This window comes from Pseudooceanicola sp. NS-SX8, assembly GCF_057380755.1.
In genome coordinates this window covers 2,046,855-2,073,646 of record NZ_CM170819.1, presented here as the reverse complement: position 1 = coordinate 2,073,646, position 26,792 = coordinate 2,046,855, and the positions used below count along the sequence as shown (strand labels likewise).

Genomic DNA, 26,792 nt, shown 5'->3' with positions numbered 1-26,792 from the left:
TTGCGTTACGTTCACTCGGGTGCGAGACGGTGCGCGACCGCGCTCAGGGTGAAATCAGCAGGAACCGTGCCAAGCCCTTTCGGAGTAAAATTCATTTTAACTTCAGCCAGATAGCGCCACCCCTACAATTGGAGCAAAGGCAACAAAGCCGACAGCACATGCGGTGATGCGCGCGATCTGTCCCGTGAAAAGCCTGGAGCGACAAAGGCAAAGCACCGCGCCTGTGGGGCGCGGTGCGGGCAGACAGCTCAGGCAAGGCTCACTCAGCCGCAGGGCGGTGCCGGGACCTGGGGAAGGGTGACAATCTCCAGCGGGCGCGGAAAGGATCCGGCGACCGGATCCAGCCGCGCAGCCATGCCGGGGGTTGCCAGCATGCGCCCCTCCCCCGTGATCATCAGGACATCGGAAACCTGCATCCGCGCGGCGATCCGGGGCCAGGCCGCCTCCCCCGCGACGCTCAACGCCGTCGCGGCGGCGTCTGCCCGTGCCCCGTTCCTTGCCAGGACAGAGACCGAAACGACATCCTGTACAGGCCAGCCTGTCCGTGGGTCCAGGATATGGGCGAAGCGAATTCCCCCGACCTCGAAGAAGCGTTCGTAGTTGCCGGAGGTATAGAGAACCTCCCCCGGTGCCATGTCGACCGAGGCAACCGCCCCCCAGACGAAGGGATCGCGGATCGCGACCCGCCAGGGCCGCCCGCCGTGGGCCCCCATCACGTTGACGTCCCCGCCCGCGTTCAGCACCGCGTTTCCGATCCCGCGCTCGCGCAACATTTCACCAATCAGGTCCAACGCCGCGCCTTTGGCAAATCCCCCAAGGTCGAGAGATACCGCCCGATTGCCGGAAAGGACGTGCCCCTGCCCCAGGGACAGATCGGCAATGGACGGATGTTCCGAAACCAGAGCTTCGATCCGCGCGGTTGAGGGCAAGGCGCTGACCGGCGGACTGTCTTCGTGAAACCCCCAGAGGCCGACCAGTGCACCGATGCCGGGATCGAACAAACCTTCACTTTCGCAGGACAACCGCTGCCCGAGGCGAAGGACCCCTTCCAACTGTTGACCCACGGGCGCGGCGTGGCCTGCGGCGATGGCGCGGTTCACCTCGTCCAATGCGCCCGGACGCCAGGCGTGCCAGTCGCGATGCAGTTGTTGCAGCCTGGCCCCGATGTCTTCGAAGGCGGCTTCGGCACGGGCGGCGGACACGTCCCGCAGCACGATTTCCACCAGCGTTCCAAAGACATAAAGAGTTTCGCGGTGCTCCTGCCTGTCCTGAGCCGCGCGCACGCCGCCCAGACCGCCAAGGGCCAGCAACACGGCCAGCCCAAGGACTGCATTACGCATCAGGTTGCGACTTGCGTGACAGAACGGCGTCGATGCGCAGTCCCATGCCCTGCAGTTCGGCCCGCCGCAAGGGAACCAGAGAGAGCGCGAACAGCGGAACACAGACCAGCACCACAGCCCAGTCAGGCAATCCCAGGCCGGTCATGACCGATGCACCGGCAACGAGAACCAGCGCGGGAAGAAGCCAGGCAAGAACCGCCGCGCCCATAAGGCGGTCGACGGGCACGCTCACCTCCACCTGATCGCCGGATTGCACCCCCTCGGGCGCCGGTATCTTCAGCGCGTCGAGCGTGATCATCTGGGGTGCATTCGCCTCTTCCGCTGCCTTCTTGCGCGCGGCGACCAGCTGCACGAGCGCGGCCGCTGCACAGCCGGAACTGACGGCGCAGCTGCCGCAGGCCTCGGCGCCATGCCCTTCGACCGCGGCTTGTCCATCCCGGATGCCCGAGACCGTCATACGCTGTTGCAGGCGGCGGGTTTCACCATCGCCCGCCATCATTCTGCCGGCACGATGCAGCCGTCCTCCAGGCAGGAGGCAAGGCATTGGGGCATATCGTGATCGGGCTCGCATTCGGTGCAGATGCTGGCCTGGATGAAGTAGACCCCCTTCTTGGGGATGATCGCCCCCGTCGGGCAGACCGGTTCGCAATCCCCGCAGGAGGTGCAAAGATCGGCATTGATGAACATGGCCATGGTAGGATCCTTTCGCGTTTTCGGTTTCGGTTGAATTGAGGAAGGTGAAAGCGGTGCCGGTCAGCCCGGACGCAGGGTGATATGGCCCGACAGGACACGGCACTGGCAGGCAAGCCTGTCTTTGCGGCCTGCCATGGCATCGCGCAGCACCCGCAGTTCAAGCGCCGAGGGTTCGGACAGACCATCGGCGCCGTCCTCGATATGGACCAGGCAACTGCCACAATCCCCTTCGTGGCAACCGGTGGTGATCCCGGCCCCCAGCCGTTCGGCGATATCGACGATGCGGGTACCCGATGGCACCGTGACCGTGGCGCCTATGTCGGTGAAGGTCATCCGGGCGGTCGCGACCGGGGTCGCCTCTCCCGCCTCGTTGTCGATCATCGCGTCCTTCATCGCGGCCTCCGGCTCTACTCGCGCAATGCGCTGGCTTCGGGAAGGAACAGCAAGCAACGTGCCAACTGTCAGAGGCGCCCTCACCGCCGCATCGGGGGACGAGAGCCCCGCCACCCATGCCTCCTTCGCGACGCGACCTGACAATTTGTCGGCAAGGCGACATTCCCATTGCATTCCCGGGCCCACTGCATTCCGGGGAAGATCGAGGGTCACGGGGCTGACAGTACGGTCTGCCTTCTTCCACCCGATGCCCGACCTTTCCGCTTGGCACGCCCCTTGCTCTTCCCCCCTCGACCGGCGGACCGCGCCGCTCCCCGATCCGAGGCACCCGGAGGCACCCGATGGAACAGTTCTTTCTTGTCCTGCTTGGCACCGCGCTGGTGAACAACGTGGTTCTGGTGAAGTTCCTGGGCCTCTGCCCTTTCATGGGGGTTTCGCGAAAGCTCGACTCCGCGATCGGGATGGGACTGGCGACAACCTTCGTGCTGACCCTCGCCGCCGCCGCAAGCTGGCTGGTGGAAGCCGCCATCCTGCAGCCGCTGGGACTGACCTACCTGCGTATCCTCGCCTTCATCCTGGTAATTGCGGCGATCGTGCAGTTCACCGAAACCGTGATGCGCAAGGTGGCACCGGGGCTTTACCGCGCGCTTGGCATCTACCTGCCGCTGATCACCACCAACTGCGCCGTCCTGGGGGTCGCCCTGCTGAACATCCAGGAAGGCACCGGTTTTGCCGGCAGCCTGCTCTACGGCTTCGGCTCGGCACTTGGCTTCACGCTTGTCCTGGTTCTCTTTGCCGGGCTGCGGGAACGTCTGGCCCAACTGGCCGTGCCAACCCCGTTCAGCGGAGCGCCGATCGCCTTCATCACAGCGGGCCTTCTGTCCATGGCCTTCATGGGCTTCGCCGGCCTCGTGCCCAACTGAGCCGAGAAAGGACACCGCCATGCTCCTCGCTGCCGCTTCCATGTCTTCCCTGGGCCTCGGGCTGGGGCTGATCCTTGGCGCCGCCGCCCGGCGCTTCCACGTGGAAACCCCGCCCATCGTGGATGAGATCGAAGACTGCCTGCCGGGCACGAATTGCGGCCAGTGCGGGCACCCGGGCTGCCATGGGGCCGCCGAAGCCATCGCCGATGGCAGCGCCCCCGTCACGCTTTGCCCACCCGGCGGTCGGGAAGTAGCCGAACAGCTGGCAGAGATCCTGGGCCCGGACTGTCACGCCGGCGGCGCCGATCTTTCTGCCATGGGAGACGCCCTTCCCCAGGTCGCCTTCATCTTCGAAGATCACTGCACCGGCTGCACCAAGTGCCTCAAACGCTGCCCGACCGACGCGATCCTGGGCGCCGCCAAGCAGATCCATACCGTGCTCGACGCCGCCTGCACCGGCTGCAACGCCTGTGTCGAAGTCTGCCCGACCGAAGCGATCGTGCTGCGCGCGCCGCCCCGTTCCCTGCGCGGATGGTATTGGGACCTTCCCGCGGCGGGCATCACCCTGACGGAAGGTGCACAGGCATGACACTGGTCCAGCTCCTCAACCCCGCAAAGCTCTTTGCCGGCTTCGGTGGGGTCCATCCCGAAACGCGGAAGTTCCTGACAGCGGACCTGCCGATCCGGGACATGCCCCTGCCGCCCCTTCTCCGGGTGCCGCTGCAGCAACATATCGGGGCCGAGGCCGTGCCGATCGTCAAACGTGGGGATCATGTCCTGCGGGGACAGCTGATCGGGCGGGCGGTCTCTCCGGTCTCGGCGGCGATACATGCGCCCACATCCGGAACCGTGCTTGCAGTGGGCGCCTTTTCCGCGCCGCATCCATCCGGCCTGCCGGTCACGACGATCACCATCCGACCCGATGGCGAAGACCGCGCCACGCCGCCCCTTCCCCGCCTGCGCCCGGAAGATGCGACCCCTGCCCAAATCGCCGCCCGGGTGGCCGAGGCAGGCATCGTCGGCATGGGCGGCGCCACCTTCCCCGCTGCGGTGAAGCTGAACCTGCGTGATCGCTACCCACTGCACACCCTGGTCCTGAACGCTGCGGAATGCGAACCCTACCTGACCTGCGACGACCGGCTGTTGCGCGAACACGCAGAAGAGATCGCCGATGGCGCCGGTATCATGGCCCGCGCGCTCGGCGTGCGCCGCATCATCATCGCGATAGAGGCAAACAAGCCCCAGGCCGCCGCCGCAATGCGCCGCCACGCCCAGGGCCTCGGCACCCCGATCGAGATACGCATCGTTCCGACCCAGTATCCCATGGGATCGGAAAAGCACCTGGTGAAAATCCTGACCGGACAGGAAACTCCGGCGCGTGCGCTAACAGCAGAGCTGGGCGTCGTGGTCCAAAATGCAGCCACCGCCCATGCGGTCCACCTCGCCGTGCGCTACGGCGAACCCTTGACGTCCCGCGTGCTGACGGTGTCCGGGCGCGGGGTGGCCCGGCCCGCCAATCTGCGCGTTCGCATCGGGACCCCGGTGGGCGATATACTGGCGATTTGCGGCGGCATGGTGGATGATCCGGAACGTTTGCTGCTGGGTGGCCCGATGATGGGGCAACCGATCACCAACCTGCGCGTGCCTGTCGTGAAAGGCACCAACGGCATACTGGCTCTCACCCGTGCCGAAACCCGCAAGGAGACGCCGATGCCCTGCATCCGTTGCGGCTCCTGCATGCAGGTCTGCCCCTGTGGCCTGACCCCGTTCGAAATGAACGCGCGCATCCAGGCCGGCGACTTCGAAGGTGCGGCGGATGTCGGTTTGCTCGACTGCGTGAATTGCGGCTGCTGTGCCTTCATCTGCCCCTCCGGCATCCCGCTCGTGCAGGGGTTCAACCACGCCCGAGGCAAACTGGCGGAGAAGGAAGCTCAGCGCCACAAGCGCGATGAAACCAGGCGCCTGTCCGAGGCCCGCACGGCCCGACAGGAAGCCATCGCCGAGGCAAAGCGACAGGCCATGGCTAGGCGCAAGGCAGAGATGGCGGCGAAGAAGGCCGCAGAAGCCGAGGCGGCAAGGACAGCGACCGCACCGGCAGATGACACGCAGGAGGCGCGGTCATGAGCGGCCCGATCCTGGCCAGCGGGCCGCATACCCACTCTCTCTTCAACGTGCCGCGCACCATGCTGGCGGTGATGGTCTGCCTCGCGCCCGCCACGATCGCCGGGCTGTGGCAGTTCGGCTGGCCGGCCCTGCTGCTTTTCGTGATCACCCTGATTGCCGCGGAAGCCTTCGAAATTCTCTGCCTGGCCCTGGCCGGGCGTCCGATCGGCCCCTTTGCAACAGACGGCTCGGCCCTGCTGACGGGATGGCTGGTGGCGCTGACCCTGCCGCCCTGGGCGCCCTGGTGGGTCGGCGTGACCGGCGCGGGCATCGCCATCGTGCTGGGCAAGCAGGTCTTTGGCGGGTTGGGTCAGAACCTCTTCAATCCTGCCATGGTCGCCCGCGCGATGCTGCTGGTCGCGCTTCCCGTACAGATGACCACATGGGTGCCCGCAATGGGCGGGACCGGCCCCGAACTGGCTGAAGCCCTTTCCATCACCTTCGGCACGGGCGCGCCGGTGGATGCCGTCTCCTCTGCCTCCACGCTTGCGGCGGTCAAGAGCGGCCTCGACGCCGGGCGCGACCTCTCTGCGATCCTGGCGGAGCTGCCGTCGCTGGACGCCCGCCTTTGGGGCAAGGTTCCCGGCAGCCTTGGCGAAACGGCCACCCTGCTGCTTCTTGGCGGGGGCATGGGCCTGATCCTGCTCCGCATCATCACGCCGGTCGTACCGGTCGCCGTTCTGGGCACGCTGGGAGTGCTGGCCTGGCTGACCAACACGGTCGATCCTGCGCACTATGCACCGCCGCTTCTGCACCTGACCTCCGGCGCGACCATGCTATGTGCCTTCTTCATTGCCACGGACTACGTCACCTCCCCCGTCTCATCCGCGGGCAAGGCCATCTACGGCACCGGCATCGGGGCGCTGATCTTCGTGATCCGCACCTGGGGCAGCTTCCCGGAAGGCGTCGCCTTTGCCGTCCTGCTGATGAACGCCGCCACCCCCCTGATTGAGGCCTACGTACGTCCGCGCGTCTTCGGGCGGACCCGTTCCGGCAAACCCCTGCCCATCAAGGAGCGGACATGACGGAGGTCACGACCCCGACCAGATGGTCCCGCTTCCTGTCCGGCCCTTCGGCGCCCGGTGTCCTTCTGGCCGCCTTCGCGCTTGGCACTGCCGTGATCCTGGCCGCGTCAGACGAACTGACCCGCGACGCAATCGCCGAACGCGCGGCGGAGGACATGCTGAACTCCCTCGCGCAGGTCATCCCGGCTGATCTGCATGACAATGATCCCGGCACAACCCGGGTCACCCTGAACGATCCGGTGGAAGGAAAGGTGACGGTCCACCTGGCCCGTCGGAACGGCTCGACCACCGGCATGGCCTGGGAGCTGACGGGGTATGGCTACGGCGGCGCAATCCGCGTGCTGATGGCGGCTACCCCGTCGGGCGAACTGCTGGGCGTGCGGGTCCTTTCCCACGCCGAAACGCCGGGCCTTGGCGACAAGATCGAACGAACGAAAAGCGACTGGATCGAAGGGTTCGTCGGTCGCTCCCTCACCGATCCCGCGCCTGACGGCTGGAAGGTGAAACGCGACGGCGGGACCTTCGACCAGTTTTCGGGCGCCACCATCACGCCCCGGGCCGTGGTGGCAACCGTGCATCGCGGACTGGAATTCCTGGATCGCAACCGCGCAGCGCTGCTGTCCGCAAACCCGGAGGAACACTGATGCAGACCGAGTTCGGCAAGATCTTTCGCGACGGGATCTGGGACAACAACATCGTTTTCGGACAGATGCTTGCCCTGTGTCCGCTGCTCGCCGTCACGGGGACCGCAACGAACGGCCTGGGAATGGGGCTGGCCACGACAGCGGTCCTCGTGGCCTCCGGTCTGGCGGTTTCCACCTTGCGCAGCTTCATCACGGCCGAGATCCGGATCCCCGCCTTCGTCCTGCTGATCGCCTGCATCGTCACCGTCGTGGACATGGCCCTGAACGCATGGGTCCACGACCTGCACAAGGTCCTGGGGCTTTTCATCCCGCTGATCGTCACGAACTGCGCCATCCTCGGCCGGGCCGAGGCCTTTGCCTCCCGCTGCTCCCCGCTGGCCGCAGGTGTCGACGGGCTTGCCATGGGGCTTGGGTTCACCCTCGCACTGGTCCTGCTTGGCGCGTTGAGAGAAGTGCTCGGCTCCGGCACCCTCTTTGCCAATGCCGATGTCCTTCTGGGACCGCACTTTGCCTTTCTCGAAACCACGGTATTCCCGAACTACGATGGCTTCCTTCTGCTGATCCTGCCGCCGGGGGGGTTCATCGTGCTGGGCGGGCTACTGGCGCTGAAGTCCATGGCCGACAGCCGCCGCAAGACTCACACCGTCCCCCTGCCCGACACACCTCCGCGCAGCTTCACCGCCATCGGCGTGCTGCAGCCCGATCCGGAAGGAGAACCCCGATGATCGTCTCCGTCGCCCATGCCCGTCCCGGAGCCCAGGTCTGGCGCAACATGGATGTCGATCCCGGTGCCACGGTGCAGCAGGTGATCGAGGCCTCGGGCCTTCTGGATCAGTTTCCGGACCTGGACCTCGGCCGTAACCGCGTGGGCATTTTCGGCGCGGTGGCAAAGCTGGACAAACCCGTGGCCGAAGGCGACCGGATCGAGATCTACCGCCCCATCCACCCCGAAGCCGAACTGCTGGAGAAGAAAAGATGACAGCTGCGTCCCCCCTCGTCCCGGCGCTAACCCGGCGTCGTTTCAACGGCCTTCTGCTTGGCGGTGCCATCTCTGCTGGCCTGTCGCTATCCCGTCCAGGGGCGGCGGAGCGGATCCTGATCCTCGGCGGCGGTCCTGCCGGCGCAACTGCGGCCCTGACACTGGCCCGTGCCGGTCACCGCGTGGCCCTGGTGGAACGGGATCCTGCGCGGCTTGCGGGACGTTCCGAACTACCGCAACAGGTCAGCGCCTTCGTCCGCCCCCTCGCCGGCCCGACGTTTGCGGACCTCTCCGCCGCCGGAGTCGAACTGTACCTGGATGACGCCATCGGTATCGACTGGACCGCCGCCCGTGTCGCGGGCTTCAGCGGGCGCAACATTGCCTTCGACCGGCTGATACTCGCCCCCGGCACAACGGCAGTGGAGGAAAACCTGCCGGGTCTGGATGCCCGGGCCCGGCATGCCTGGCCCGCTGCCCTTGGCAGCCTGGCAGAGGCCCGCCGCCTGGCGGCCCGCCTGGCGGGCATCACCAAGGGGCAACACCTGGTACTGCGCTTACCGGAAACCATGTCCCACCCGCAGGTCGCCCTGGACCGGGTCGGATCTCTGGCCGAGGTCGCCAGACGCACCTCGGCCCGGTTCACCGTCCTTGACGGTGGCCATCACGGGCAGCTGCGGCACCTCCTGCCGGGGGACGTTTCAGACCTCATTCAGTGGCTTCGCCCTGACCAAGGCGGGCGGGTCCTGTCCGTGGATGCAGATCGCGGATGGATGGAGACCTCTGCCGGACGTTTGACCGCCGACGTGGTGAACTTCATGACGCCGCTTGGCGCAGGGACGATCGCAGGCGCAGCGGGGCTCACCGACGGCAGCGGCTGGTGCCCATGCGATCCGTTCGGCATCTCAGCCTTACGACCGGCGGCCCTCATCCTCGGTGACGCCCGAAAGGGCGCGACGCGCACCCTGCAGTCGGCAACAGGTTCCGCTCGGGCGCTGTGACACGCCAGATGCGTGATCACCCGGCGCGCCGCGATCTTGCCCGCGTGACACGCAAACGGTTTGCAAAGGCCAGCACAAAGCCCGCCGTGAGGACGAGCACGATGGTCGCGGCGGGCGAACTGTCGAGCCAGAAGCTCGCATAGGTACCGGCCATCATGGATGCCAGGCAGATCACGACGGAAGCGACCATCATCTGTCCGAAGCGCCGCACCAGAAGAAAGGCGATGGCCCCAGGCGCGATGAGAAGTGCCACCGCCAGGATCAGCCCCGTCGCGGTAAGTGTCGCCACGATCGTCAGCGACAGCGCTGTCAGCAACCCGTAGTGAAGCACCCTGACCGGCAGCCCCGAAGCCCTCGCCTGTGCAGGATCGAAGGCATGCAGGAGCAGATCCCGCCACTTCAGCCCGACGCAGAGCGTGACCACGAGGGAAATCGAACCCGCCGTCCACAGGTCTTCGCGCCCGACGCCCAGCATGTTGCCATAGAGAATGTGATCGAGGTGCACATTGGTGTGGATCGAGGTGTAGAGCACGATCCCCAGCCCGAACATGCCGGAAAAGACAACGCCCATAACCGTGTCCTGCTTCACGCGGGAGTTTTCCGACAGCGCCCCTGTCGCCAATGCCGTGACCATGCCCGCCGCAAAGGCCCCAAGCACCAGCGGCAACCCCGCGACATAGGCCAGAACAACGCCGGGAAGGATCGCGTGGCTGATCGCATCCCCCATTAGTGCCCAGCCCTTCAGAACCAGGAAGCAGGACAGCAGCGCCGTCGGCAGGGCGACGATGGCACAGATCAGGAAGGCCTGCTGCATGAAGGGGAACTGGAAGGGCAGAAGGATCGTCTCGATCATGCGCCGGGTTCCTCGGCCAGGGCCGCCGCCGCACGTCTCCGTGCCGCAAGAATCCCATGTTTCGGTGCCCACACAAAGGCAGCCAGGAACAGGCCGGTCTGCAACAGAACGATCACCCCGCCGGTCGCCCCATCCAGGAAGTAGCTGATATAGGCCCCTGCGAAACTGGTCCCCGTGCCAAGTGCGACGGAGGTCATGATGAGGCGCGGGAAGCGATCACACAGAAGATAGGCCGTGGCCCCCGGCGTCACCACCATGGCGATCACCAGGAAGGCCCCAACGGTCTGCATCGCGGCCACGACCGACGCGGCCAGAAGCACGAAGAAAACCCCTTTCAGCAGTCCGGGACGCAGGCCGATGGACCTCGCATGGCTTTCGTCGAAGAAGACAACCACGAGGTCCTTCCACTTGAGCAGCAGCACCGCCAGGGACACCACACCGATGATCGCCAGTTGCAGGGTATCGCCCGGCGTGATCGCAAGGATGTTGCCCATCGTGATCGTCTGCAGAGAAATCGCCATCGGGTTGACCGAGGCCATGAACAGGCCCAGCCCGAAGAAGCTGGTAAAGATCAGCCCGATGATCACATCCGTCTTCAAACCGCTGCGGTCGGACAGGAACAGCATCGCACTGGCCGCCAGCCCCCCGGCCAGAAAGGCGCCAAGTGCAAATGGCAGCCCCAGCATGTAGGCGCCCGCGACACCCGGCACGACCGAATGGGACAGCGCATCCCCGATCAGCGACCACCCCTTCAGCATCAGGAAAGCGGCAAGAAAGGCGCAGACGCCCCCGACCAGCGCCGAAACCCACATGGCGTTCACCATGTAGCCGTACCCGAAAGGTTCGAGCAGCACGCTCACTCTCCGCCCTCCCGGATCCTCGTCTGCTCTCCGTACTGGACGAAGGGGCGTTCATCGTCTGTCAGGATGGAGATCTGGCGCTCATCCTCGTCATCATGAAGGTCGGTCCCGCCCAGGGTGAAATGCCGCAGGACGCCCCCAAAGGTCTTCGCCAGGTTTTCGTGGGTAAAGGTCGTCTCCGTCGGGCCATAGCCAAGGACCGTTCCCTTCACCAGGACCGTCCGATCACAGAACTCGGGCACGGTGCCCAGGTTGTGGGTGGAGACCAGCATGACCCGCCCCTCTGAACGCAGCTCCCGCAGCAGGGCGATGATCTGTTCCTCCGTCTTGACGTCGACACCGGTGAAGGGCTCATCCAGCAGGATCACCTGCCCCTCCTGGGCCAGGGCGCGTGCCAGGAAGACGCGCTTTTTCTGACCGCCCGAAAGCTCCCCGATCTGGCGTTTACGGTAGTCGCCCATGTTGACCCGGGCCAGCGCTTCGGCCACCGCATCGTGGTCTGCCCTGCGCGGTCTGCGCAGCACACCCATGTGGCCGTAACGGCCCATCATCACGACGTCTTCCACCAGCACCGGGAAGGACCAGTCGACCTCCTCCGACTGGGGGACATAGGCAACCAGGTTCTTCTTGAGCGCCTCCTTCACGGACATGCCCAACAGGCGGATCTCTCCGCCCGCGACGGGCACGAATCCCATGATAGCCTTGAAAAGGGTGGACTTTCCGGCCCCATTCACCCCCACCAGCGCCGTGACGGTCCCGCGGGGGATCTCGAAACTGGCATGACGCAGCGCGGTATGCCCGTTCCTGTAGGTCACGGTGACATCATGCGCATGGATGCCGCCGCCCCGGGCGTCTTCCGCGCTCTCCGTCCCGGTGTCGCTGATCTGGCTCTGTGTCATTTCCGCTCTTTCCGCCGCTTGGCCGGCACGCGCCCCACCCATGGGCCAGAACGCTTTGTGCCATTCGCGGCACCGATCATTGCGCGCCTGCTTCCAGGCCGTCCGCGATTGTCTGCACCGTCACCTGAAGCAGATCGAGATAGCTGGGCACCGGGCCTCCTGCCTCGGACAGGCTGTCGACGTAGAGGACACCGCCATAGGCGGCGCCGGTTTCCCGCGCGACCTGCTCCGCCGGTCCGGTGTTCACCGTGCTTTCGCAGAAGACGACCGGGATGTCGTTGTCCTTCACCCCGTCGATCACGGCACGCACCTGCTGTGGCGTTCCCATCTGGTCTGCATTCATCGGCCAGAGGTACAGCTCCTTCATCCCGAGGTCCCGTGCGAGGTAGCTGAAGGCCCCTTCGCAAGTCACCAACCAACGCTGCGCTTCCGGGATCTGGGCGATTTCCTCTTTCAACGGCTCCAACGTGTCGCGCAGCCGGTGCTTGTACGCGTCGGCGTTGGCCGCGTAGACCTCTGCATTTCCGGGATCCTGCGCCGAAAAGGCGGCCTCGATATTGTCGATATAGACCAGAGCGTTATCCAGCCCCATCCAGGCATGCGGATTGGGCAGCCCCTCGTAGGCACCGGCGGCGATCGGGATCGGATCGATCCCTTCCGACAGCGTGACCGAGGGGACATCGCGAAGGTTGGCCAGGAACTGCTCGAACCAGAGTTCCAGGTTCAGACCGTTCCAAAGAACAAGATCCGCCCCCTGGGCGCGAACGATATCGCGCGGGGTCGGCTCATAGCCGTGGATCTCGGCCCCGGGCTTGGTGATCGAAACGACCTCAGCGGCGTCCCCGGCAACCTCGCTCGCCATGTCGGCAAGCACGGTGAAGGTTGTCACGACCTTCATCCGGTCGGCCGCGCTCCCCTCTCCTGCAAGCAGGAGTGTCAGGGCAGTGCCCGCCAGAAGTGCGCATGATCCAACTCGCATGAAATGTCCTTCCGCCTCTTGTTGAGAATTATTCTCATATAAAGGGCGCGACAAGTTTACGTCAACATTCCTGAGAACCATTCGCAGAAACATCACAATCCGCCTGATCTCCGGGCACAGTTCGACCCCGCAAAACACGTGCCAGGCACCATTCCTTCCGGTTTCTGCACCTGCAGCGTCATCAGTTGCGAAATTTGCAGCAAACATTCCGATCTTTGCAATTTTTGTTCTGGGCCGTCGGCGCCTAAGCTGCAGCACGTTCAAGGGAGGAAACCATGACAATCAACCGCTGGCGCAGCTTCTGCGCCGCGAGCGCGCTTGCGCTTGCCGCCGCGACCGCCACCGCCCCGGCCTACGCCGGGCCGGACGACGACACCCTGCGCGTCGCCATGGCCGAGGAGATCCTGAACCTCGACTACAACTACACCACCAAGCGCGAGTATATCATCCTGGCGCAGCTGACCGATGCGACCCTGTTCGACATCGATCCCGAGACGCAGGAGGTGAACCCCTCCATCGCGACGGGCTACGAATTCATCGATGAAACCACGCTCGATGTCACTCTGCGCGATGACGTGAAGTTCCACGATGGCAGCCTGCTGACCCCCGCCGACGTCGCCTACACCTACAACTGGATCAAGGACGAACGCAGCGAGAGCAACGCGGCAGGCGTCGTGCGCCGCTGGCTCGCCAATGCCGAGGTGACCGGGCCGAACACTGTGCGCTTCCACCTCGCCTCGATCTACCCGCTGGTGATCCGCGACATGGCCGCGCGCATCATGATCCGCAAGGACGGCACCTATGACGCCGGCGGAGAGGTCAACCGCGATGCGATGGCCCAACAGCTCATTGCAACGGGCCCCTACAAGGTCGCGTCCTTTGAACCGGGCACCGAGCTGGTGCTGGAGCGGAACGAGGACTATTTCGGCAAAAAGCCCGAGATCGAACATATCGTGGTGCGCAACATCCCCGATATCGGCACCCAGCAGGCAGAGCTGATGTCGGGCGGCATCGACTGGATGTTCAAGGTGCCGCTTGACCTGGCCGAGAGCCTGGGCGCCACGCCCATGGCGACGCATCTGTCCGGCGCCGACCTGCGCGTGGGCTTCCTGGTGCTGGACAGCCACGGCTACACCGACCCGGAAGGCCCGCTGACCAACGTCAAGGTCCGGCAGGCGATCAACTACGCGCTGAACAAGCCCGAGATGGCCGAATACCTGATCGGCGGCTCGGCCGAGGCGATCCACACCGCCTGCCACCCGGCGCAGTTCGGTTGCGACACCTCGGTCACCGACTACCCATATGACCCTGAAAAGGCGAAGGCGCTGCTGGCCGAGGCAGGCTATCCCGATGGCTTCACCCTGCCTCTCTGGGCCTATCGCGACAAGGCGGTGGCAGAGGCGATCGCGGCCGACCTGACCGCCGTCGGCATCGACGTGGACCTGCGCTACGTGAAGCTGCAGTCGCTCAACCAGGCACGGGCCGCGCGGGAAATCCCTGCCTACTTCGGCACCTGGGGGTCCGGCGGCACGGCAGATACCGCGGCCATCGTCCGCATCCACTTCGACATGGACAGCGACCGCAACATGTCCGGCGATCAGGAGCTGGCGAACGAGATCCTTTCGGCAGAGCAGACCAACGACCAGGAGGAGCGCAAGGCGATCTATTCCGCCGCCCTGGGCGAGATCGCGGACGAGGCCCTCTGGGCGCCGCTCTTCACCTACTCGGCCAACTACCTGGTCTCTCCGCACCTCGACTTCCCGCTCGATCCCGACGGGCTGCCGCGACTGCAGAATTCCAGCTGGAAATGAGTGCTGGCGGGGGCCCTTCCATGGGTCCCCGCCCCGCCGACCGGAGGATCTCCCATGCTCAGATACATTGCCCTGCGTGCCGCCCTCGCGCTCGCCGTGGCCTTCACCGTCTCCCTCGCCGCCTTCCTCCTGCTCAACGTCGCGGGGGACCCCGCACAGGCCATCGCCGGCGAAGATGCCACCCCCGACGTGGTGGAGGCGATCCGCGCCCGCTATGGCCTCGATGCCCCCCTGCCCGTCCGCTACTTCGAATGGCTGGGTGGCGTGATGCACGGTGATTTCGGCGAAAGCTACTACTGGCACAAGCCGGTGGCGGAACTGGTCGCCGACCGCGCCGATGAAACCATCACGCTTGCGCTTTCGGCCCTCTCGGTCACCATCCTCATCGCCATCCCGCTGGGGGCTCTGGCCGCGCTCAACCCCAACAGCTGGATCGACCGCTTCGCGCTCGGCGTTGCCGTCTCGGCCCAGGCGGTGCCGAACTTCTGGCTGGGGCTGATCATGATCATCCTCTTCGGGGTGATGATGCCGATCTTCCCTGTCTCGGGCGACAGCACATGGAAACACTTCGTGCTGCCCGCCTTCGTGCTTGGCGCCTCTTCGGTGCCTGCCGTCATGCGCCTGACCCGCACCGGCCTGATCGAGGTCATGGGCGCCGACTACATCCGCACCGCCCGGTCGAAGGGCTTTCGCGGCTGGTCCCTGCTGCGCCGCCACGCGCTGCGCAACGCGCTGCTGCCGGTGATCTCGGTCCTGGCGGTCCAGCTGGGGCAGAAGTTCGGCGGCTCCGTCATCACCGAAAGCATCTTTGCCATCAACGGCCTGGGACGGCTGGCACTGGAAAGCATCCTCGGCATGGATATCCCCACCGTGCAGATGCTGATCTTCGTCTTCGCCATCGTCTTCGTCGCCATGAACCTGCTCGCCGACATCCTGAATGCGGCGCTCGACCCGAGGATCCGCATCGGATGACCGCAACAGACATCACCCTTTCCGCCGTGGAGGAGCGTGAGAGCACGCCCATCACCCCGGGCCAGATCTTCCGCCAGCGTCTCTTCGGCCATACCGGCTTCCTGATTGGCGCGTCCATCATCCTGGCCATCGTCGTGATCGCGATCTTCGCCCCGCTGATCGCGCCGCATGATCCCTATGCACAGTCGCTCAGTTCCCGCATGCTGCCGCCCGTCTGGTCCGACGGCGGCACCTGGGATCACATCCTGGGCACCGATCAGAACGGGCGCGACTACCTCAGCCGGCTGATCTACGGCACCCGCGTCTCCATCACCATCGGCATCGGCGCGGCCACCGTGGGCCTGCTGATCGGCGTGACGCTGGGGGTCACGGCGGGCTATTTCGGCGGCTGGATCGACCATGCCATCAGCTTCCTGCTGACCGCGCAACTGGCCCTGCCGGGCCTGCTGCTGGCCATGGCGCTGGTGTTCATCATCGGCCCCTCGATCTGGGTGGTGATCGGCATCATCGGCGTGCTGCACTGGACCTACTACCTGGTCGTCACCCGCGCCGCCACGCAGCGCATCCGGGGGCTGGACTTCGTGGCCGCCGCCAAGGCCGCCGGCGCCTCCCCCCGCCAGATCATCTGGCACGAGATCCTGCCCAACCTCGCCTCGGCGATCATCGTGATCTTCACCTTCGAACTGGGTATCGCGATCCTGGCCGAAAGCTCCCTGTCGTTCCTTGGTGTCGGCATCCAGCCGCCAACGCCCAGCTGGGGCCTGATGATCGCCGAGGGCAAGCAGGCGATGTTCTACCGCCCCTGGCTCGTCATCCTGCCCGGCATCTGCCTGTTCCTGCTGGTCATCGGCGCCAACCTGATGGGCGACGGCCTGCGTGACATCACTTCCCCGGAGGGCCGCAACGAATGACCCTGCTCGATATCCGATCCTTTTCCATCTCGCTCCGCCTGCCCGGCGGTACGCTCCACGCGGTGCGCGACGTCTCGCTCTCCCTCGCCCCGGGCGAAGCGCTCGGCATCGTGGGCGAAAGCGGGTCCGGCAAGTCGCTGACCGCCCTGGCGCTGATGCGGCTGCTGCCCCGGTCGGCCACCGTCACCGCCGACAGGCTGAGCTTCGATGGCACGGACCTTCCGGCGCTCTCCGACCCGGACTTCGCGCAGAAGGTCCCCGGCCCCCGCATCGGCATGATCTTCCAGGAGCCGATGACCTCTCTCAACCCGGTCTACACCATCGGCCGCCAGATGACCGAAGCCGCCGTGGCCCGGGGCCTGCTGTCGGAAAAGGAGGCCCGCGCCAAGGCCGTGGACCTGCTGGACCGCACCGGCATCCCGGACCCGGAAACCCGCATGGGCCAGTTCCCGCACCAGCTTTCGGGCGGCCAGCGTCAGCGTGTCATGATCGCCATGACCCTGATGCTGGATCCCGAGCTGCTGATCGCGGATGAGCCCACAACCGCGCTCGACGTGACGGTGCAGGCGCAGATCCTCGACCTGCTGGATGACCTGCGGCGCGAAAGGCAGATGGGGCTGATCCTGATCTCCCACGACCTGGCGGTGGTGGCCGAACGCACGGACCGCGTGGCGGTCATGTACGGGGGCGAGATCATCGAACAGGGCAAGGCCGATGCCGTGCTGCATGCCCCGGCGCACCCCTACACCCAGTCCCTCCTACAGGCGATCCCGCAACTGGGCGCGGCGCCCGGCCGCCTGGGCGCGATCCCCGGCACCGTGCCCTCGCTGATGTCGGCGCCCACCGGATGCATCTTCGCGGCCCGCTGCGCCCACCGGATCCCCGGCTGTACCGAGGCCCGCCCGCCCGAACGCCATCCCGGCGCCGATCACGCCTGCCTCTGCCTGCTGGAAACGCCCCCCGCCACGACCGCCCATGCCGAACCGCTGCAGGCCGCAGGTCCCGCCCCCGACGCCACCCCGGTGATCGAGGCCCAGGACGTCCGGCAGATCTTCCACACCCGCAGGGGTCTCTTTGGTCCGAAGCGGGAAATCCGCGCGCTGGATGGCGTGTCGCTGTCGGTCAGGCAGGGCGAAACCCTGGCGCTGATCGGCGAGAGCGGCTCCGGCAAGTCGACGCTGGCGCGCATCCTGCTGGGCCTCGACCTGCCCGGAGAGGGAGAGGTCAGGATGCTGGGCCGCCCGGTCCATGACCTGACCCCGACCGAACGCGCCGCCTTCGTGCAACCGGTGTTCCAGGACCCCTACAGCTCCCTCAACCCGCGCCGCAGGTTGTCGGAGATCATCTCCCGCCCGCTCGTGCTGCGGGACGAGGGCGATACAGCCTCCCGTCTGCAGGCCGCCAAGGACGCGATGGAGCTGGTCCGCCTGCCCTCGCGCCTGATCCACGCCTATCCCAGCCAGCTTTCGGGCGGGCAACGGCAGCGCGTGGCCATCGCCCGGGCGCTGGTGACGAAACCCCGCGCCCTGGTCTGTGACGAGCCGACATCGGCGCTCGATGTCTCGGTCCAGGCGCAGATCCTGAACCTGCTCGATGACCTCAGGGCGGAGATGGACCTGACCGTGCTGCTGATCACCCATGACATGGCCGTGGTGCACCAGACCGCCGACCGGGTCGCGGTGATGTACCAGGGCCGCATCGTCGAGGAAGGTGCAGCGCGTGCCGTCCTCTCCTCCCCCGAAAACGACTACACGGCCCGCCTGCTGGCCGCCGCCCCCCGCTTCGACGCGGGTACCCCGCTGGAGGCCGCGCAATGAAACTTTCCACCCTGGCGCTGACCCCTGCCACCCTCTTCGCCCGCGAAACCCTGTGGCAAAGCTGGCTGGACGTCGAAGCGGCCCTTGCAGAAACCCAGGCGGAGATGGGCATCATCCCCACCGAAGCCGCCCCCGGCATCCGCGAGGCGGCCACGCTGGCCCGGATCGGCATCGAGGACCTTCAGGCAGACATCCGCGTGACCCATGCGCCGATCCTCTCCCTCACCCGGCTGCTGGCGCGCGCCGCGGGCGAGGCCGGGGCCTGGGTCCACTGGGGTGCCACGACGCAAAACGTCATGCAGACCGGTCGGATCCTGCTGATGCGGGAGGCCGACGCGGCGATCCGTCGGGCGCTTGGCCAGTCGCTGTCGAAGCTGGGCCGGATGGCCGAGGAGCACGCCGAAACCCTGATGGCCGGGCGCACCAACCGCCAGCATGCGCTGCCGATCACCTGGGGTTTCAAGATCGCCGGCTGGATCGAGGAACTGTCCCGCGCCGCCGACAGGCTGTCCGACGGGGGGCGCCGCCTCTTCGTGCTGCCCTTCGGCGGGGCGGTCGGCGCCATGCATGCCTTCGGCGAAAGCGGGGAGGAGCTGAACCGCCGTCTTGCCACCCGCATGGGGCTGGGCACGCTTCTGGTGCCGGGCCGCGCCACCAACGACATCTTCGCCGACTACATCCTGCAGCTGACGCTGCTGGCGATGACCCTCGAACGGATCGGGTCGGAGCTTTACCTGCTGATGACGCAGGAGATCGGCGAGGTGTCCGAACGGCTGGACGCGGGCACCGTCGGATCCTCCACCATGCCGCACAAGGTGAACCCGAAATACGTGGTCAAGCTGCTGGCGCAGACCGCGGAACTGCGGGGGCTGGCCGGGCCTGCGCTGGAAACCGGACGGTCGAGCCACGAGGGGGATTCAGTGCCGAACCAGCTTCTGTCGGCGCTGCTTGACCGGGCGGTGCCGCTGGCCTGGGAGATGACCGAGGGTTTCGACGCCCTGCTCGCCCGGGTGGAGGTCGACGTGCCCCGCATGGCCGGCAACGCTGGCCTGTCGGGCGGGGCCATCGCGACCGAAGGGCTGATGATGCGCCTGGCTCCGCTGACCGGCCGGGCCGAGGCACACGACCTGATCCACCACGCGCTGGATCACCGCGCCCCGGGCAGCAGCCCCGCAGAGGGCCTCTCTGCCGATCCGGCCCTGCGCGCGCATCTGTCCGAGGCCGAGATCCTCTCTGCCCTCGATCCAGCCGGCTACACCGGAGACAGCGCCCGCATGGCCCACGCCGCGGCCGCCATGGCGACGGAACTGTCGCTGCGGCTGACCGGCCCGACAGGACAACCTCGTTAGGCCAGCCTCGTTGAGCCAGCCACATCAGGCCGGGTCAGATCAGGTAGACGAGATCCGCCGTGCCGGGTTCCCTGGCGCGGCGGTCTTCGACATGGGCGGACAGGGCATCCAGGAAGACTTCCGACAGTTCCGTGCGCGGGCCCTTGGCGTGAATGCTGGCATAGGTGATCCACTCCTCCTGCTGCAACGGGCGCATCGCCAGACCCTGCAGGGCGGAGGGCGGAAGAACAACCGGGTCGATCAGCGTCAGCCCCAGACCGAGGCGCACCATTTCCACCGTCACCAGGGTGGAACCCGTTTCAAAGGACACCCTGGGCCGCAGCCCGGCGGCGCCCATCAGCTCTTCCAGCCGGTAGCGCCAGCGCTGCCCCGTGGCCAGGGTCACCAGGGGTTCCTGCGCCAGCAGGGCGACCGGCACCTCCTCTTTGGCCGCAAGCGGGTGCCCTTCGGGCATCAGCACACAGAGACGCGCGCGCAGCAGGGGCATGATGTCGATCGGGATGATCTCGTTTTCCACGGGCAGCGAGATGAGCCCGATGTTGTAGCCCCGCGCGGCGACCTTGCTTTCGATCTCGAACCGGGTCTGGACGTGGACCGTGCAATTCAGGGCCACTCCCTGATCCTGCAGCCGCGCGATCGTGGGCACCACCAGCCCGTTGGCCATGGGCGGCGCGGTCACCACCGACAGCCAGTTGCGGCTGCGCACCCCGATGTCGCGGGCCACCGCCGGGATCTCTTCCAAGCCGTCGAGGGTATTGGATATCTGCTGGTAGAAAAGCGCGCCCTCCTCCGTCAGTTCGAGGTTGCGCCGCTCCCGCGAGAAGAGCTGCAATGACAGCTGCTCTTCGAGCTGGGCCAGCAGGCGACTGGCGGCAGAGGGCGAAAGGCCCATGCGATCCGCGGCCTCCGACAGGGCGCCGGTGGCCACCACGGCGCGAAACAGGCGCAACCCCTTCAGGTTCATGAACATCCTCCCCTGCCCGCTCTTCCATCTCCGCTCTCCCATGCGGAACATGCAACAACCTGCCGGATCGCTGCGCAACGCGCAATCGAGAGATCGGCCATGGGGCGCTTCGGAGTGGTTCGGGAGAGGTGACGATCTGGCCTGACAGAACTTTCGGGCTCTGCTCTGGGATCTGGTCAGGGGTCGGCGGGATCCGGCCGGGCGCCTCGCGTTTGCGAACATTATGCCGTACGGGACTGGATACTTGCAGAATCCTCCCTAGGTTGCGGAGAAACGACGACACAGCAGAGGTCCCCCATGAAGCCCTCAGACCGTATCGCCGCCCTGGCCGCCATGCTCGCGGTCGCAGCGCTCTTGCTCAGTACCCCCGCCTTTTCCCGGGTTATCAAGGAAGTGACACCGCATAGCCTGGCCCGGCGGTGATCCCCCCAGCCTGGCCTTTTCGCCCGGGCGGGACACGCCTAAGGTGCGGGCATGACAGCCCGCCCGACCCCCGCCGTCCTTTCCGTTGCCCTGCGGGGCAATGACCTGCTTCTCGTACGGCGGGCCAACCCGCCCGATGCCGGGCTCTGGGGCTTTCCCGGGGGCAAGATCGACCCCGGCGAGACCATGGCCCATGCCGCCCTGCGGGAGCTGAAGGAAGAGACCGGGCTGACAGGCACCGCCACCGGGCCCGTTCTGGGCACGACCGAGGTGATCGACCGTGCCGCCGACGGGACGCTGCGGTTTCACTACCTCCTGGTCGCCATTCCCTGCCACCTGCCCGCGGATGCCCCGCCACCCCAGGCCGCCGATGACGCGCTGGAGGCCGCCTGGGTGGCCGTGGATGCGCTTGACCAGCTGGCGTGCAGCGCCGGCGTGGCCGAGCTGGCCCGGCATGCCCTGGCGGTGTCGAAAGGCTGATCCGCCGGAAAACCCTTTTCCAGCCACAACTTGCCGCAAACCGCCCCGGCAGCGGGCACGCCCGGGAGCCAAACCTGACAGAAACACTTGCCGGCGAACACCCGAGTAAATTACTCAACTATTTGATTTTGCTAACTTTTTCCTTGCAGCCCCCGGCGGGAGTTGTTACATCCTCCTCAGGACAGCAAGCCAGCTCATTGCCAGCCAGCTAACCCACCCAAGCCAGATCCCGGACTGCAAGCCGCCACGGACGCAGAAACCTGCACCGCAGCCTCAGACGCCAGCCAGCCGGATCCAGCCTCCTTCCTCCATAGCGATCAGCTACCGAGCACCGGACCTTTCTCTGTCCGGCGCCTGCAGGCGCGATCTGGCGGGCCCCGCCCCCCGGATCCGCCGCGCGCCCGGCAGCCAGATACGCGTCCCCGGCAGCATGACACGCGCCCTGATGCCGCCGGATGCCGCGACACGCCCGCCCGCGCCCCAGCCCGCCGTTCTTTCCGAACTGCCAGCCAGGAAGCCAGCCAGCCCTGATCGGCCGCCACCCACCCACAACCCATCCGATAGTCGCATTTCGGTTCATCGCCGGAAGGTTAATCTGGCTCCCGTTGTGTTTGAGTGTCTGTAGTTACCGATATGGCGAAATCTATTAAACTTCGCCCAATGCCGCGTCCCGTTGTCATCGGCCTGGCCGGTCACGATGCGGCCCTGGGCCCCATGACCCGAACCCTTGATGCGGCGGCGGCCGCGCAGCGGGTGCAACTGGACCTGCGCAGGTTCGACCTGGTCGGCCTCGATACCCCGGATGCGGCCGAACGGCTGCTGCGCAGTGCAAGGCGCGGCGGCTTTCATGCGCTGCATTTCTCGGACCCGCTGCGCCGCGACATCACCGAATTCGTCCGGGATCGACAACGGCGCACCTCCCCCCTGCAGCTGATCGACACGATCTTCCTGGGCGACGAGGAAGGCGCCTCTGCCTGCGATGCCGGGACGCTTGCCCTGCGTGATCTGCTGGCCAGCTTCCTGCGCGGGCGTCCGGCGCGCCATGTGCTGATCATTGGCGCGGGGACCGAGGGACAATCCGCCGCCATGGCCCTGGCCGAACTGGGCGTGGAGCGGCTGACCTTCTACGATCGGGACATGAGCCGGGCGGCCTCCCTCGCCAACCTGGTGGCGGAGGTGACCCGCGCGCGGGCCACCCTGCTGGCGGCGACGGAAGGCCTGTTCCACGAGTTTTCCCGCCCCGGTGTGACCCGTGGCTGGATTGATGGGATCGTCAATGCGACGCCGGTGGGATCGGCACGGCGGCCCGGGCAGGTCCTGCCCTCTGCCGGTCTGGAGGACCCGCTGTGGATCGTCGACACGGCGGCGGTAGAGGGATCGACGCCGCTGAGCCGGCTGGCGATGGAACGGGGCTGCGGCCTGCTGACCGGGGAAGAGATCGCGCATCGCCGGGGGGAACGCCTGTTCAGCTGTTCCACCGGGCTGACCACACTGGGCTGCCATCCGCAGAACTGCCTGCTGGACCTGGGGCCGGACGCGGCCTGAGCCGATGGGCTGCGGCGCAACCTGCTGACAGGACGTCGAATATCGCCGCCCAGTGTGTGCGTGCTGCCCCTTGCCCGCCCCCCCGGTCGGGGAGGTCAGGCGCGCAGGACGCCTGCGCGCAGGAGGAGCCATTCGGTCATGCCGCCCTTGCGCGGGGCGACGAGGCAATGCAGGACGAAGCGAAGCGCGGACAGTTCGGTCATGGCGATCCCCGATGCTGATATGACCCGGATGCCCCTGATCTAATCCGCCCGGGTGACAGGCAGATGACGCCGCCGTGAAGAGGTGGTGACGGCCCCCCGCTCCCCCCGGCCCGCGCCTCCGGCTGGACCTGTGCGCGGCGGCGCGGTAAGCGGGGCCATGACCCGGACCCTTCTCTTCAACAAGCCCTATGGCGTACTGCCGCAGTTCACCGATCGCGGCACCGAGGGATCGCCCCGCGCGACCCTGTCGGACCATGTCTCCGTCAAGGGGGTCTACCCCGCCGGACGGCTGGACCGGGACAGCGAAGGGCTGATGGTGCTGACCTCCGACGGGCGGCTGCAGGCGCGCATCAGCCATCCCAAGCACAAGCTGGCCAAGCTGTACTGGGCCCAGGTCGAGGGCGAGGTGACCGAGGCGGCGCTGGAGGCGCTGCGCGACGGCGTGACCCTGAAGGACGGGCCGACCCGGCCCGCGAAGGCCGACCGGATGGCCGAACCGGAGGACCTGTGGCCCCGCGATCCGCCGATCCGGGTGCGCAAGTCGGTGCCCGACAGCTGGATCTGGCTGGAGATCACCGAGGGGCGCAACCGCCAGGTGCGCCGGATGTGCGCCCATGTGGGCCATCCCTGCCTGCGCCTGATCCGCGCCGGGATCGGCCCCTGGCGCCTGGACGGGCTGCGCCCGGGCGACTGGCGGGACGCACCGCAGGCCAGGATCTGACCGAAACCTTACCCCACCGAATCCAACGTCGGTACTGCAGTGCAGCGACTCAGCCTGGGAAACCCATGGTTAACAGGGGTTTCGGGGCCAAATCGGCACGTCGGTATCACGTCGGTATTACGTCGGTATCGCGACGGTGGGACAGCGCGGAAATGGGCAGGGTTAACGGAGCGGGCGGTGATCTGGGGCGGCTGCGCAGCGAGGGGCCGCGTGATGCGATGATCCCGTGACGGAGGGTCCGTCACGGGAGCGTGGAGGTGGGGGCGTGTAATGGTGGATTGGCATCCACCCTACGGGGTCAGGTGAGGGCGGGGCGCAGGCGGCGCAGGCGCAGGGCGTTGCTGACCACGATGACGGAGGAGGCCGCCATGGCGGCGGAGGCCAGCATCGGAGAGAGCATCGGCCCGCCCCAGAGCGCCAGCAGCCCCGCCGCCACAGGGATCAGCGCGACGTTATAGGCAAAGGCCCAGAACAGGTTCTGCCGGATATTGGCCATGGTCCGCTGCGACAGCGCCATGGCGGTGACCACCCCGCGCAGGTCGCCGTTGATCAGAACGACCTCGGCCGCCTCCATCGCCACATCGGTGCCGGAGCCCATGGCAATGCCCACCTCTGCCGCCGCAAGGGCGGGAGCATCGTTGATGCCGTCCCCGGCGAAGACAACCGGCCCGGCCTGCTCCCGCAGGGCCTTGACCGCATCGGCCTTGCCCGTGGGTTTCACCTCTGCCTGGACTAGGTCGATGCCCAGCCGGGCCGCGACGTGATCGGCCGCGGCGCGGCTGTCGCCGGTGACCATGGCCGGGCGCAGGCCCTGGGCCTTCAGCGCCGCGATCACCTCCGCAGCTTCCGGCCGCAGCTGATCGGCCACCGCCAGCACCGCGATGCACTGATCGAACTTCGCCGCGTAAAGCACCGTGGCACCTTCTTTTTCCCAAGCCTCGGCAGCCTCTTCCAGCGCGGGGGGAACCGTCGCATCGAGGAAACCGCGATTGCCGATGCGCAGGCTCTCGCCCGCGACCGTGCCGGTCAGCCCCTCGCCGGCGACGGCGGTGACTCCCTCTGCCTGCGGCAGGGTGAGGCCGCGGGCCTCTGCCTCTGCCACGATGGCGCGGCCGACGGGATGTTCGGACTGCTGTTCCAGCGCCGCGAGGGCGGCGAGGGTCGCATCCTCCTGCCCTTCGGCGGTGCGCAGGCCGCGCAGGGCGGGCTTGCCCAGCGTCAGGGTGCCGGTCTTGTCGAAGGCCACCACGCGGGCATCGCGCATCCGCTGCAGGGCGTCGCCCCGGCGGAACAGCACCCCCAGTTCGGAGGCGCGCCCGGTGCCCACCATGATCGAGACCGGCACCGCCAGCCCCATGGCGCAGGGGCAGGCCACCACCAGTACCGAGACCGCCGCCACGACGCCATTGCCGAAGCCCCCGCCGAAGGCGAGCCAGAGGCCCAGCGTCACCAGCGCCGCCAGGATCACCGCCGGGACGAAGACCTGGGCGATGCGGTCGACCAGGTTCTGGATCGGCAGTTTCGATCCCTGCGCCTCGTCCACGGCTTGCATGATGCGCGCCAGCATGGTGTCGCCGCCCGTTGCGGTGGCACGCATCACCAGCGCACCGGCGCCGTTGACGGTGCCGCCGATGACCGCGTCACCGGGGCGGCGGGTCACGGGGATGGGTTCGCCCGTCACCATGCTTTCGTCGATGTCAGAGGTGCCTTCCGCCACCACGCCATCCACCGGCAGGCGATCGCCGGGGTTCAGCATCACTTCATCTCCGACCTGCAAGGCACTGACGGGAATGGAGGAAACGGTGCCATCCGGCGCCCGCATCCGGGCCTCGCGGACCTGAAGCCCGGCCAGGCGGCGGATCGCGGCGGAGGCCTGGCCGCGCGCGCGGGCTTCCATCCAGCGCCCGGCGAGGATCAGCGTCACGATCACCGCCGCCGCTTCGAAATAGACATTGGCCGCCCCTTCGGGCAGCAGGCCGGGCGCGAAGGTCGCCACGGTGGAATAGGCCCAGGCGGCGGAGGTGCCCAGCACCACCAGCGCGTTCATGTCGGGGGCCAGGTGGCGGATCGTCGGCCAGCCCTGGCGGAAGAACCGCGCACCGGGCCAGGCCAGCACCAGGGTCGTCAGCAGGCATTGCACCAGGTTGGAGGCCGTCATGCCGATGGTTCCGGCGATCCAGGCATGGAAGGCGGGCACCAGGTGGCCGCCCATGGCCAGCACCACCACCGGCAGGGTCAGGACCAGGGCGATCAGCGTGTCCCGTTTCAGCCCGGCCTGTTCGGCCGCCTGGCGCGCCTCTGCCTGTTCGGCCGCCGTGGCGCCGGAGGTCGCCTCCTGCGCGTGGTAGCCCGCCGCTTCGATCGCGCGGGCCAGGTCGCCCGGGGTCACGGTGCCGGTCAGCACGCGCGCCCGCGCGGTGCCGTTGGCCAGGTTGAACCCCGCCTCTTCCACGCCCGCCACGGATTTCATCGCGCCCTCGATCCGGGCCGCGCAGGAGCCGCAGGTGGCGCCTTCGACATCCAGCACCAGGGTGGTTTCGGAGGCCGGGTAGCCCGCTTCCTGCAGCCTTGCGGCCACGGCATCGGGGGTCAGGCTGCCGTCGTGGTCGATCTCCGCCTTGCGGGTGGCCAGGTTGACGCGGGCCGTCGTGGTGCCCGGCAGGTCGTTGAGCGCGGTTTCGGCCCGGCGGACACAGGCCCCGCAATGCATGCCCGTCACCTCCACCGTGAGGGTATGGGGAGAGAGCGCGCCCAGATCCGGCGCCGCCTGTTGGAGGTCGGCCCCGGGGTCCTTGCGGGTCTCTTCGAGGATCTCTGCCATGTCGCACCACCTTTCTGGCGGATACA

At 67.1% G+C, this 26,792-nt stretch carries 26 protein-coding genes; 16 read left to right on the top strand and 10 right to left on the bottom strand.

Translation table 11 applies throughout. The features are described 5' to 3' along the window. Nucleotides 1-263: 263 nt before the first annotated feature. From AC2IR1_RS09440 to AC2IR1_RS09425, 4 genes are read right to left on the bottom strand one after another with little or no spacing between them, the layout of a single operon-like run. Complete coding sequence (locus tag AC2IR1_RS09440) at nt 264-1,340, bottom strand: FAD:protein FMN transferase (protein ID WP_486476025.1); 1,077 nt, start codon at nt 1,338-1,340, stop codon at nt 264-266. Beyond that, the gene (locus AC2IR1_RS09435) at nt 1,333-1,839 is read right to left on the bottom strand and encodes a SoxR reducing system RseC family protein (RefSeq protein ID WP_486476024.1); all 507 of its coding nucleotides are present in this window, start codon (nt 1,837-1,839) and stop codon (nt 1,333-1,335) included. The genes AC2IR1_RS09440 and AC2IR1_RS09435 overlap by 8 nt, the downstream gene beginning before the upstream one ends. After that, a complete protein-coding gene (locus AC2IR1_RS09430; protein WP_486476395.1) occupies nt 1,836-2,069 on the bottom strand; it encodes a 4Fe-4S binding protein in 234 nt (77 codons plus the stop codon). Before AC2IR1_RS09430 ends, AC2IR1_RS09435 begins: the two co-directional genes overlap by 4 nt. A gap of 24 nt (nt 2,070-2,093) precedes the next feature. Continuing rightward, complete coding sequence (locus AC2IR1_RS09425) at nt 2,094-2,426, bottom strand: 2Fe-2S iron-sulfur cluster-binding protein (protein WP_486476023.1); 333 nt, start codon at nt 2,424-2,426, stop codon at nt 2,094-2,096. Nucleotides 2,427-2,767: 341 nt separating this feature from the next. On the opposite strand from AC2IR1_RS09425, the gene rsxA reads away from it, so the two are divergent. The 8 genes from rsxA to AC2IR1_RS09385 are packed head-to-tail and all read left to right on the top strand — an operon-like array spanning nt 2,768 to nt 9,158. Next, on the top strand, nt 2,768-3,349 hold the full coding sequence (gene rsxA, locus AC2IR1_RS09420; protein WP_486476022.1) for an electron transport complex subunit RsxA: 582 nt from the start codon (nt 2,768-2,770) through the stop codon (nt 3,347-3,349). 19 nt (nt 3,350-3,368) lie between these two features. Next, entirely contained in the window at nt 3,369-3,938 is a 570-nt protein-coding gene (locus AC2IR1_RS09415; protein WP_486476021.1) for an RnfABCDGE type electron transport complex subunit B, read from the top strand. Next, nucleotides 3,935-5,473, top strand: coding sequence for an electron transport complex subunit RsxC (rsxC, locus tag AC2IR1_RS09410; protein ID WP_486476020.1), 1,539 nt, complete (start codon nt 3,935-3,937; stop codon nt 5,471-5,473). Before AC2IR1_RS09415 ends, rsxC begins: the two co-directional genes overlap by 4 nt. Then, on the top strand, nt 5,470-6,537 hold the full coding sequence (locus AC2IR1_RS09405; protein WP_486476019.1) for an RnfABCDGE type electron transport complex subunit D: 1,068 nt from the start codon (nt 5,470-5,472) through the stop codon (nt 6,535-6,537). Before rsxC ends, AC2IR1_RS09405 begins: the two co-directional genes overlap by 4 nt. Beyond that, nucleotides 6,534-7,181, top strand: a complete 648-nt coding sequence (gene rsxG, locus AC2IR1_RS09400; protein WP_486476018.1) for an electron transport complex subunit RsxG — start codon at nt 6,534-6,536, stop codon at nt 7,179-7,181. Before AC2IR1_RS09405 ends, rsxG begins: the two co-directional genes overlap by 4 nt. Further along, on the top strand, nt 7,181-7,906 hold the full coding sequence (locus AC2IR1_RS09395) for an electron transport complex subunit E (RefSeq protein ID WP_486476017.1): 726 nt from the start codon (nt 7,181-7,183) through the stop codon (nt 7,904-7,906). The genes rsxG and AC2IR1_RS09395 overlap by 1 nt, the downstream gene beginning before the upstream one ends. Further along, nucleotides 7,903-8,160: an RnfH family protein gene (locus AC2IR1_RS09390; protein WP_486476016.1), complete on the top strand. Its 258-nt coding sequence runs from the start codon at nt 7,903-7,905 to the stop codon at nt 8,158-8,160. Before AC2IR1_RS09395 ends, AC2IR1_RS09390 begins: the two co-directional genes overlap by 4 nt. Continuing rightward, nucleotides 8,157-9,158, top strand: a complete 1,002-nt coding sequence (locus AC2IR1_RS09385) for an FAD-dependent oxidoreductase (RefSeq protein ID WP_486476015.1) — start codon at nt 8,157-8,159, stop codon at nt 9,156-9,158. Before AC2IR1_RS09390 ends, AC2IR1_RS09385 begins: the two co-directional genes overlap by 4 nt. Nucleotides 9,159-9,174: 16 nt before the next feature. Here AC2IR1_RS09385 and AC2IR1_RS09380 read toward each other — a convergent pair whose 3' ends face one another. The 4 genes from AC2IR1_RS09380 to AC2IR1_RS09365 all read right to left on the bottom strand — a co-directional run bounded on the left by AC2IR1_RS09380 (nt 9,175) and on the right by AC2IR1_RS09365 (nt 12,749). Further along, entirely contained in the window at nt 9,175-10,011 is an 837-nt protein-coding gene (locus AC2IR1_RS09380; RefSeq protein WP_486476014.1) for a metal ABC transporter permease, read from the bottom strand. Continuing rightward, the gene (locus tag AC2IR1_RS09375; protein ID WP_486476013.1) at nt 10,008-10,871 is read right to left on the bottom strand and encodes a metal ABC transporter permease; all 864 of its coding nucleotides are present in this window, start codon (nt 10,869-10,871) and stop codon (nt 10,008-10,010) included. The genes AC2IR1_RS09380 and AC2IR1_RS09375 overlap by 4 nt, the downstream gene beginning before the upstream one ends. Then, nucleotides 10,868-11,770, bottom strand: coding sequence for a manganese/iron ABC transporter ATP-binding protein (locus AC2IR1_RS09370; protein ID WP_486476012.1), 903 nt, complete (start codon nt 11,768-11,770; stop codon nt 10,868-10,870). Before AC2IR1_RS09370 ends, AC2IR1_RS09375 begins: the two co-directional genes overlap by 4 nt. A gap of 76 nt (nt 11,771-11,846) precedes the next feature. Beyond that, a complete protein-coding gene (locus AC2IR1_RS09365; RefSeq protein ID WP_486476011.1) occupies nt 11,847-12,749 on the bottom strand; it encodes a metal ABC transporter substrate-binding protein in 903 nt (300 codons plus the stop codon). 275 nt (nt 12,750-13,024) lie between these two features. Here AC2IR1_RS09365 and AC2IR1_RS09360 point away from each other — a divergent pair, with 275 nt between their 5' ends. From AC2IR1_RS09360 to AC2IR1_RS09340, 5 genes are read left to right on the top strand one after another with little or no spacing between them, the layout of a single operon-like run. After that, nucleotides 13,025-14,560 (top strand): ABC transporter substrate-binding protein, encoded by a 1,536-nt coding sequence (locus AC2IR1_RS09360; protein ID WP_486476010.1) that lies wholly within the window; start codon nt 13,025-13,027, stop codon nt 14,558-14,560. A gap of 54 nt (nt 14,561-14,614) precedes the next feature. After that, nucleotides 14,615-15,532 carry an ABC transporter permease gene (locus tag AC2IR1_RS09355; protein WP_486476009.1) on the top strand — a complete coding sequence of 306 codons (918 nt, stop codon included), beginning with the start codon at nt 14,615-14,617 and terminating at the stop codon, nt 15,530-15,532. Next, on the top strand, nt 15,529-16,443 hold the full coding sequence (locus AC2IR1_RS09350; protein WP_486476008.1) for an ABC transporter permease: 915 nt from the start codon (nt 15,529-15,531) through the stop codon (nt 16,441-16,443). The genes AC2IR1_RS09355 and AC2IR1_RS09350 overlap by 4 nt, the downstream gene beginning before the upstream one ends. Further along, nucleotides 16,440-18,260, top strand: coding sequence for an ABC transporter ATP-binding protein (locus AC2IR1_RS09345; RefSeq protein WP_486476007.1), 1,821 nt, complete (start codon nt 16,440-16,442; stop codon nt 18,258-18,260). The genes AC2IR1_RS09350 and AC2IR1_RS09345 overlap by 4 nt, the downstream gene beginning before the upstream one ends. Further along, the gene (locus AC2IR1_RS09340; RefSeq protein WP_486476006.1) at nt 18,257-19,609 is read left to right on the top strand and encodes a lyase family protein; all 1,353 of its coding nucleotides are present in this window, start codon (nt 18,257-18,259) and stop codon (nt 19,607-19,609) included. The genes AC2IR1_RS09345 and AC2IR1_RS09340 overlap by 4 nt, the downstream gene beginning before the upstream one ends. Before the next feature lie 34 nt (nt 19,610-19,643). On the opposite strand, the gene AC2IR1_RS09335 is transcribed toward AC2IR1_RS09340, so the two are convergent. Continuing rightward, nucleotides 19,644-20,573 (bottom strand): LysR family transcriptional regulator, encoded by a 930-nt coding sequence (locus AC2IR1_RS09335; protein ID WP_486476005.1) that lies wholly within the window; start codon nt 20,571-20,573, stop codon nt 19,644-19,646. A 474-nt stretch (nt 20,574-21,047) separates the two neighbouring features. On the opposite strand from AC2IR1_RS09335, the gene AC2IR1_RS09330 reads away from it, so the two are divergent. The 3 genes from AC2IR1_RS09330 to AC2IR1_RS09320 all read left to right on the top strand — a co-directional run bounded on the left by AC2IR1_RS09330 (nt 21,048) and on the right by AC2IR1_RS09320 (nt 23,945). Continuing rightward, nucleotides 21,048-21,476, top strand: coding sequence for an NUDIX hydrolase (locus AC2IR1_RS09330; RefSeq protein ID WP_486476004.1), 429 nt, complete (start codon nt 21,048-21,050; stop codon nt 21,474-21,476). 660 nt (nt 21,477-22,136) lie between these two features. Further along, nucleotides 22,137-23,021 (top strand): hypothetical protein, encoded by an 885-nt coding sequence (locus AC2IR1_RS09325; RefSeq protein WP_486476003.1) that lies wholly within the window; start codon nt 22,137-22,139, stop codon nt 23,019-23,021. 360 nt (nt 23,022-23,381) lie between these two features. Further along, entirely contained in the window at nt 23,382-23,945 is a 564-nt protein-coding gene (locus tag AC2IR1_RS09320) for a pseudouridine synthase (RefSeq protein ID WP_486476002.1), read from the top strand. A 298-nt stretch (nt 23,946-24,243) separates the two neighbouring features. On the opposite strand, the gene AC2IR1_RS09315 is transcribed toward AC2IR1_RS09320, so the two are convergent. Next, nucleotides 24,244-26,766 (bottom strand): heavy metal translocating P-type ATPase, encoded by a 2,523-nt coding sequence (locus AC2IR1_RS09315; RefSeq protein ID WP_486476001.1) that lies wholly within the window; start codon nt 26,764-26,766, stop codon nt 24,244-24,246. Nucleotides 26,767-26,792 lie beyond the last annotated feature (26 nt).

Bases quoted from the DNA above. Each gene is read 5' to 3' on its own strand.
- AC2IR1_RS09440 (WP_486476025.1), bottom strand. From the start codon at position 1,340: ATGCGTAATGCAGTCCTTGGGCTGGCCGTGTTGCTGGCCCTTGGCGGT.
- AC2IR1_RS09435 (WP_486476024.1), bottom strand. From the start codon at position 1,839: ATGATGGCGGGCGATGGTGAAACCCGCCGCCTGCAACAGCGTATGACG.
- AC2IR1_RS09425 (WP_486476023.1), bottom strand. From the start codon at position 2,426: ATGAAGGACGCGATGATCGACAACGAGGCGGGAGAGGCGACCCCGGTC.
- rsxA (WP_486476022.1), top strand. From the start codon at position 2,768: ATGGAACAGTTCTTTCTTGTCCTGCTTGGCACCGCGCTGGTGAACAAC.
- AC2IR1_RS09415 (WP_486476021.1), top strand. From the start codon at position 3,369: ATGCTCCTCGCTGCCGCTTCCATGTCTTCCCTGGGCCTCGGGCTGGGG.
- rsxC (WP_486476020.1), top strand. From the start codon at position 3,935: ATGACACTGGTCCAGCTCCTCAACCCCGCAAAGCTCTTTGCCGGCTTC.
- AC2IR1_RS09405 (WP_486476019.1), top strand. From the start codon at position 5,470: ATGAGCGGCCCGATCCTGGCCAGCGGGCCGCATACCCACTCTCTCTTC.
- rsxG (WP_486476018.1), top strand. From the start codon at position 6,534: ATGACGGAGGTCACGACCCCGACCAGATGGTCCCGCTTCCTGTCCGGC.
- AC2IR1_RS09395 (WP_486476017.1), top strand. From the start codon at position 7,181: ATGCAGACCGAGTTCGGCAAGATCTTTCGCGACGGGATCTGGGACAAC.
- AC2IR1_RS09390 (WP_486476016.1), top strand. From the start codon at position 7,903: ATGATCGTCTCCGTCGCCCATGCCCGTCCCGGAGCCCAGGTCTGGCGC.
- AC2IR1_RS09385 (WP_486476015.1), top strand. From the start codon at position 8,157: ATGACAGCTGCGTCCCCCCTCGTCCCGGCGCTAACCCGGCGTCGTTTC.
- AC2IR1_RS09380 (WP_486476014.1), bottom strand. From the start codon at position 10,011: ATGATCGAGACGATCCTTCTGCCCTTCCAGTTCCCCTTCATGCAGCAG.
- AC2IR1_RS09370 (WP_486476012.1), bottom strand. From the start codon at position 11,770: ATGACACAGAGCCAGATCAGCGACACCGGGACGGAGAGCGCGGAAGAC.
- AC2IR1_RS09365 (WP_486476011.1), bottom strand. From the start codon at position 12,749: ATGCGAGTTGGATCATGCGCACTTCTGGCGGGCACTGCCCTGACACTC.
- AC2IR1_RS09360 (WP_486476010.1), top strand. From the start codon at position 13,025: ATGACAATCAACCGCTGGCGCAGCTTCTGCGCCGCGAGCGCGCTTGCG.
- AC2IR1_RS09355 (WP_486476009.1), top strand. From the start codon at position 14,615: ATGCTCAGATACATTGCCCTGCGTGCCGCCCTCGCGCTCGCCGTGGCC.
- AC2IR1_RS09350 (WP_486476008.1), top strand. From the start codon at position 15,529: ATGACCGCAACAGACATCACCCTTTCCGCCGTGGAGGAGCGTGAGAGC.
- AC2IR1_RS09345 (WP_486476007.1), top strand. From the start codon at position 16,440: ATGACCCTGCTCGATATCCGATCCTTTTCCATCTCGCTCCGCCTGCCC.
- AC2IR1_RS09340 (WP_486476006.1), top strand. From the start codon at position 18,257: ATGAAACTTTCCACCCTGGCGCTGACCCCTGCCACCCTCTTCGCCCGC.
- AC2IR1_RS09335 (WP_486476005.1), bottom strand. From the start codon at position 20,573: ATGAACCTGAAGGGGTTGCGCCTGTTTCGCGCCGTGGTGGCCACCGGC.
- AC2IR1_RS09330 (WP_486476004.1), top strand. From the start codon at position 21,048: ATGACAGCCCGCCCGACCCCCGCCGTCCTTTCCGTTGCCCTGCGGGGC.
- AC2IR1_RS09325 (WP_486476003.1), top strand. From the start codon at position 22,137: ATGCCGCGTCCCGTTGTCATCGGCCTGGCCGGTCACGATGCGGCCCTG.
- AC2IR1_RS09320 (WP_486476002.1), top strand. From the start codon at position 23,382: ATGACCCGGACCCTTCTCTTCAACAAGCCCTATGGCGTACTGCCGCAG.
- AC2IR1_RS09315 (WP_486476001.1), bottom strand. From the start codon at position 26,766: ATGGCAGAGATCCTCGAAGAGACCCGCAAGGACCCCGGGGCCGACCTC.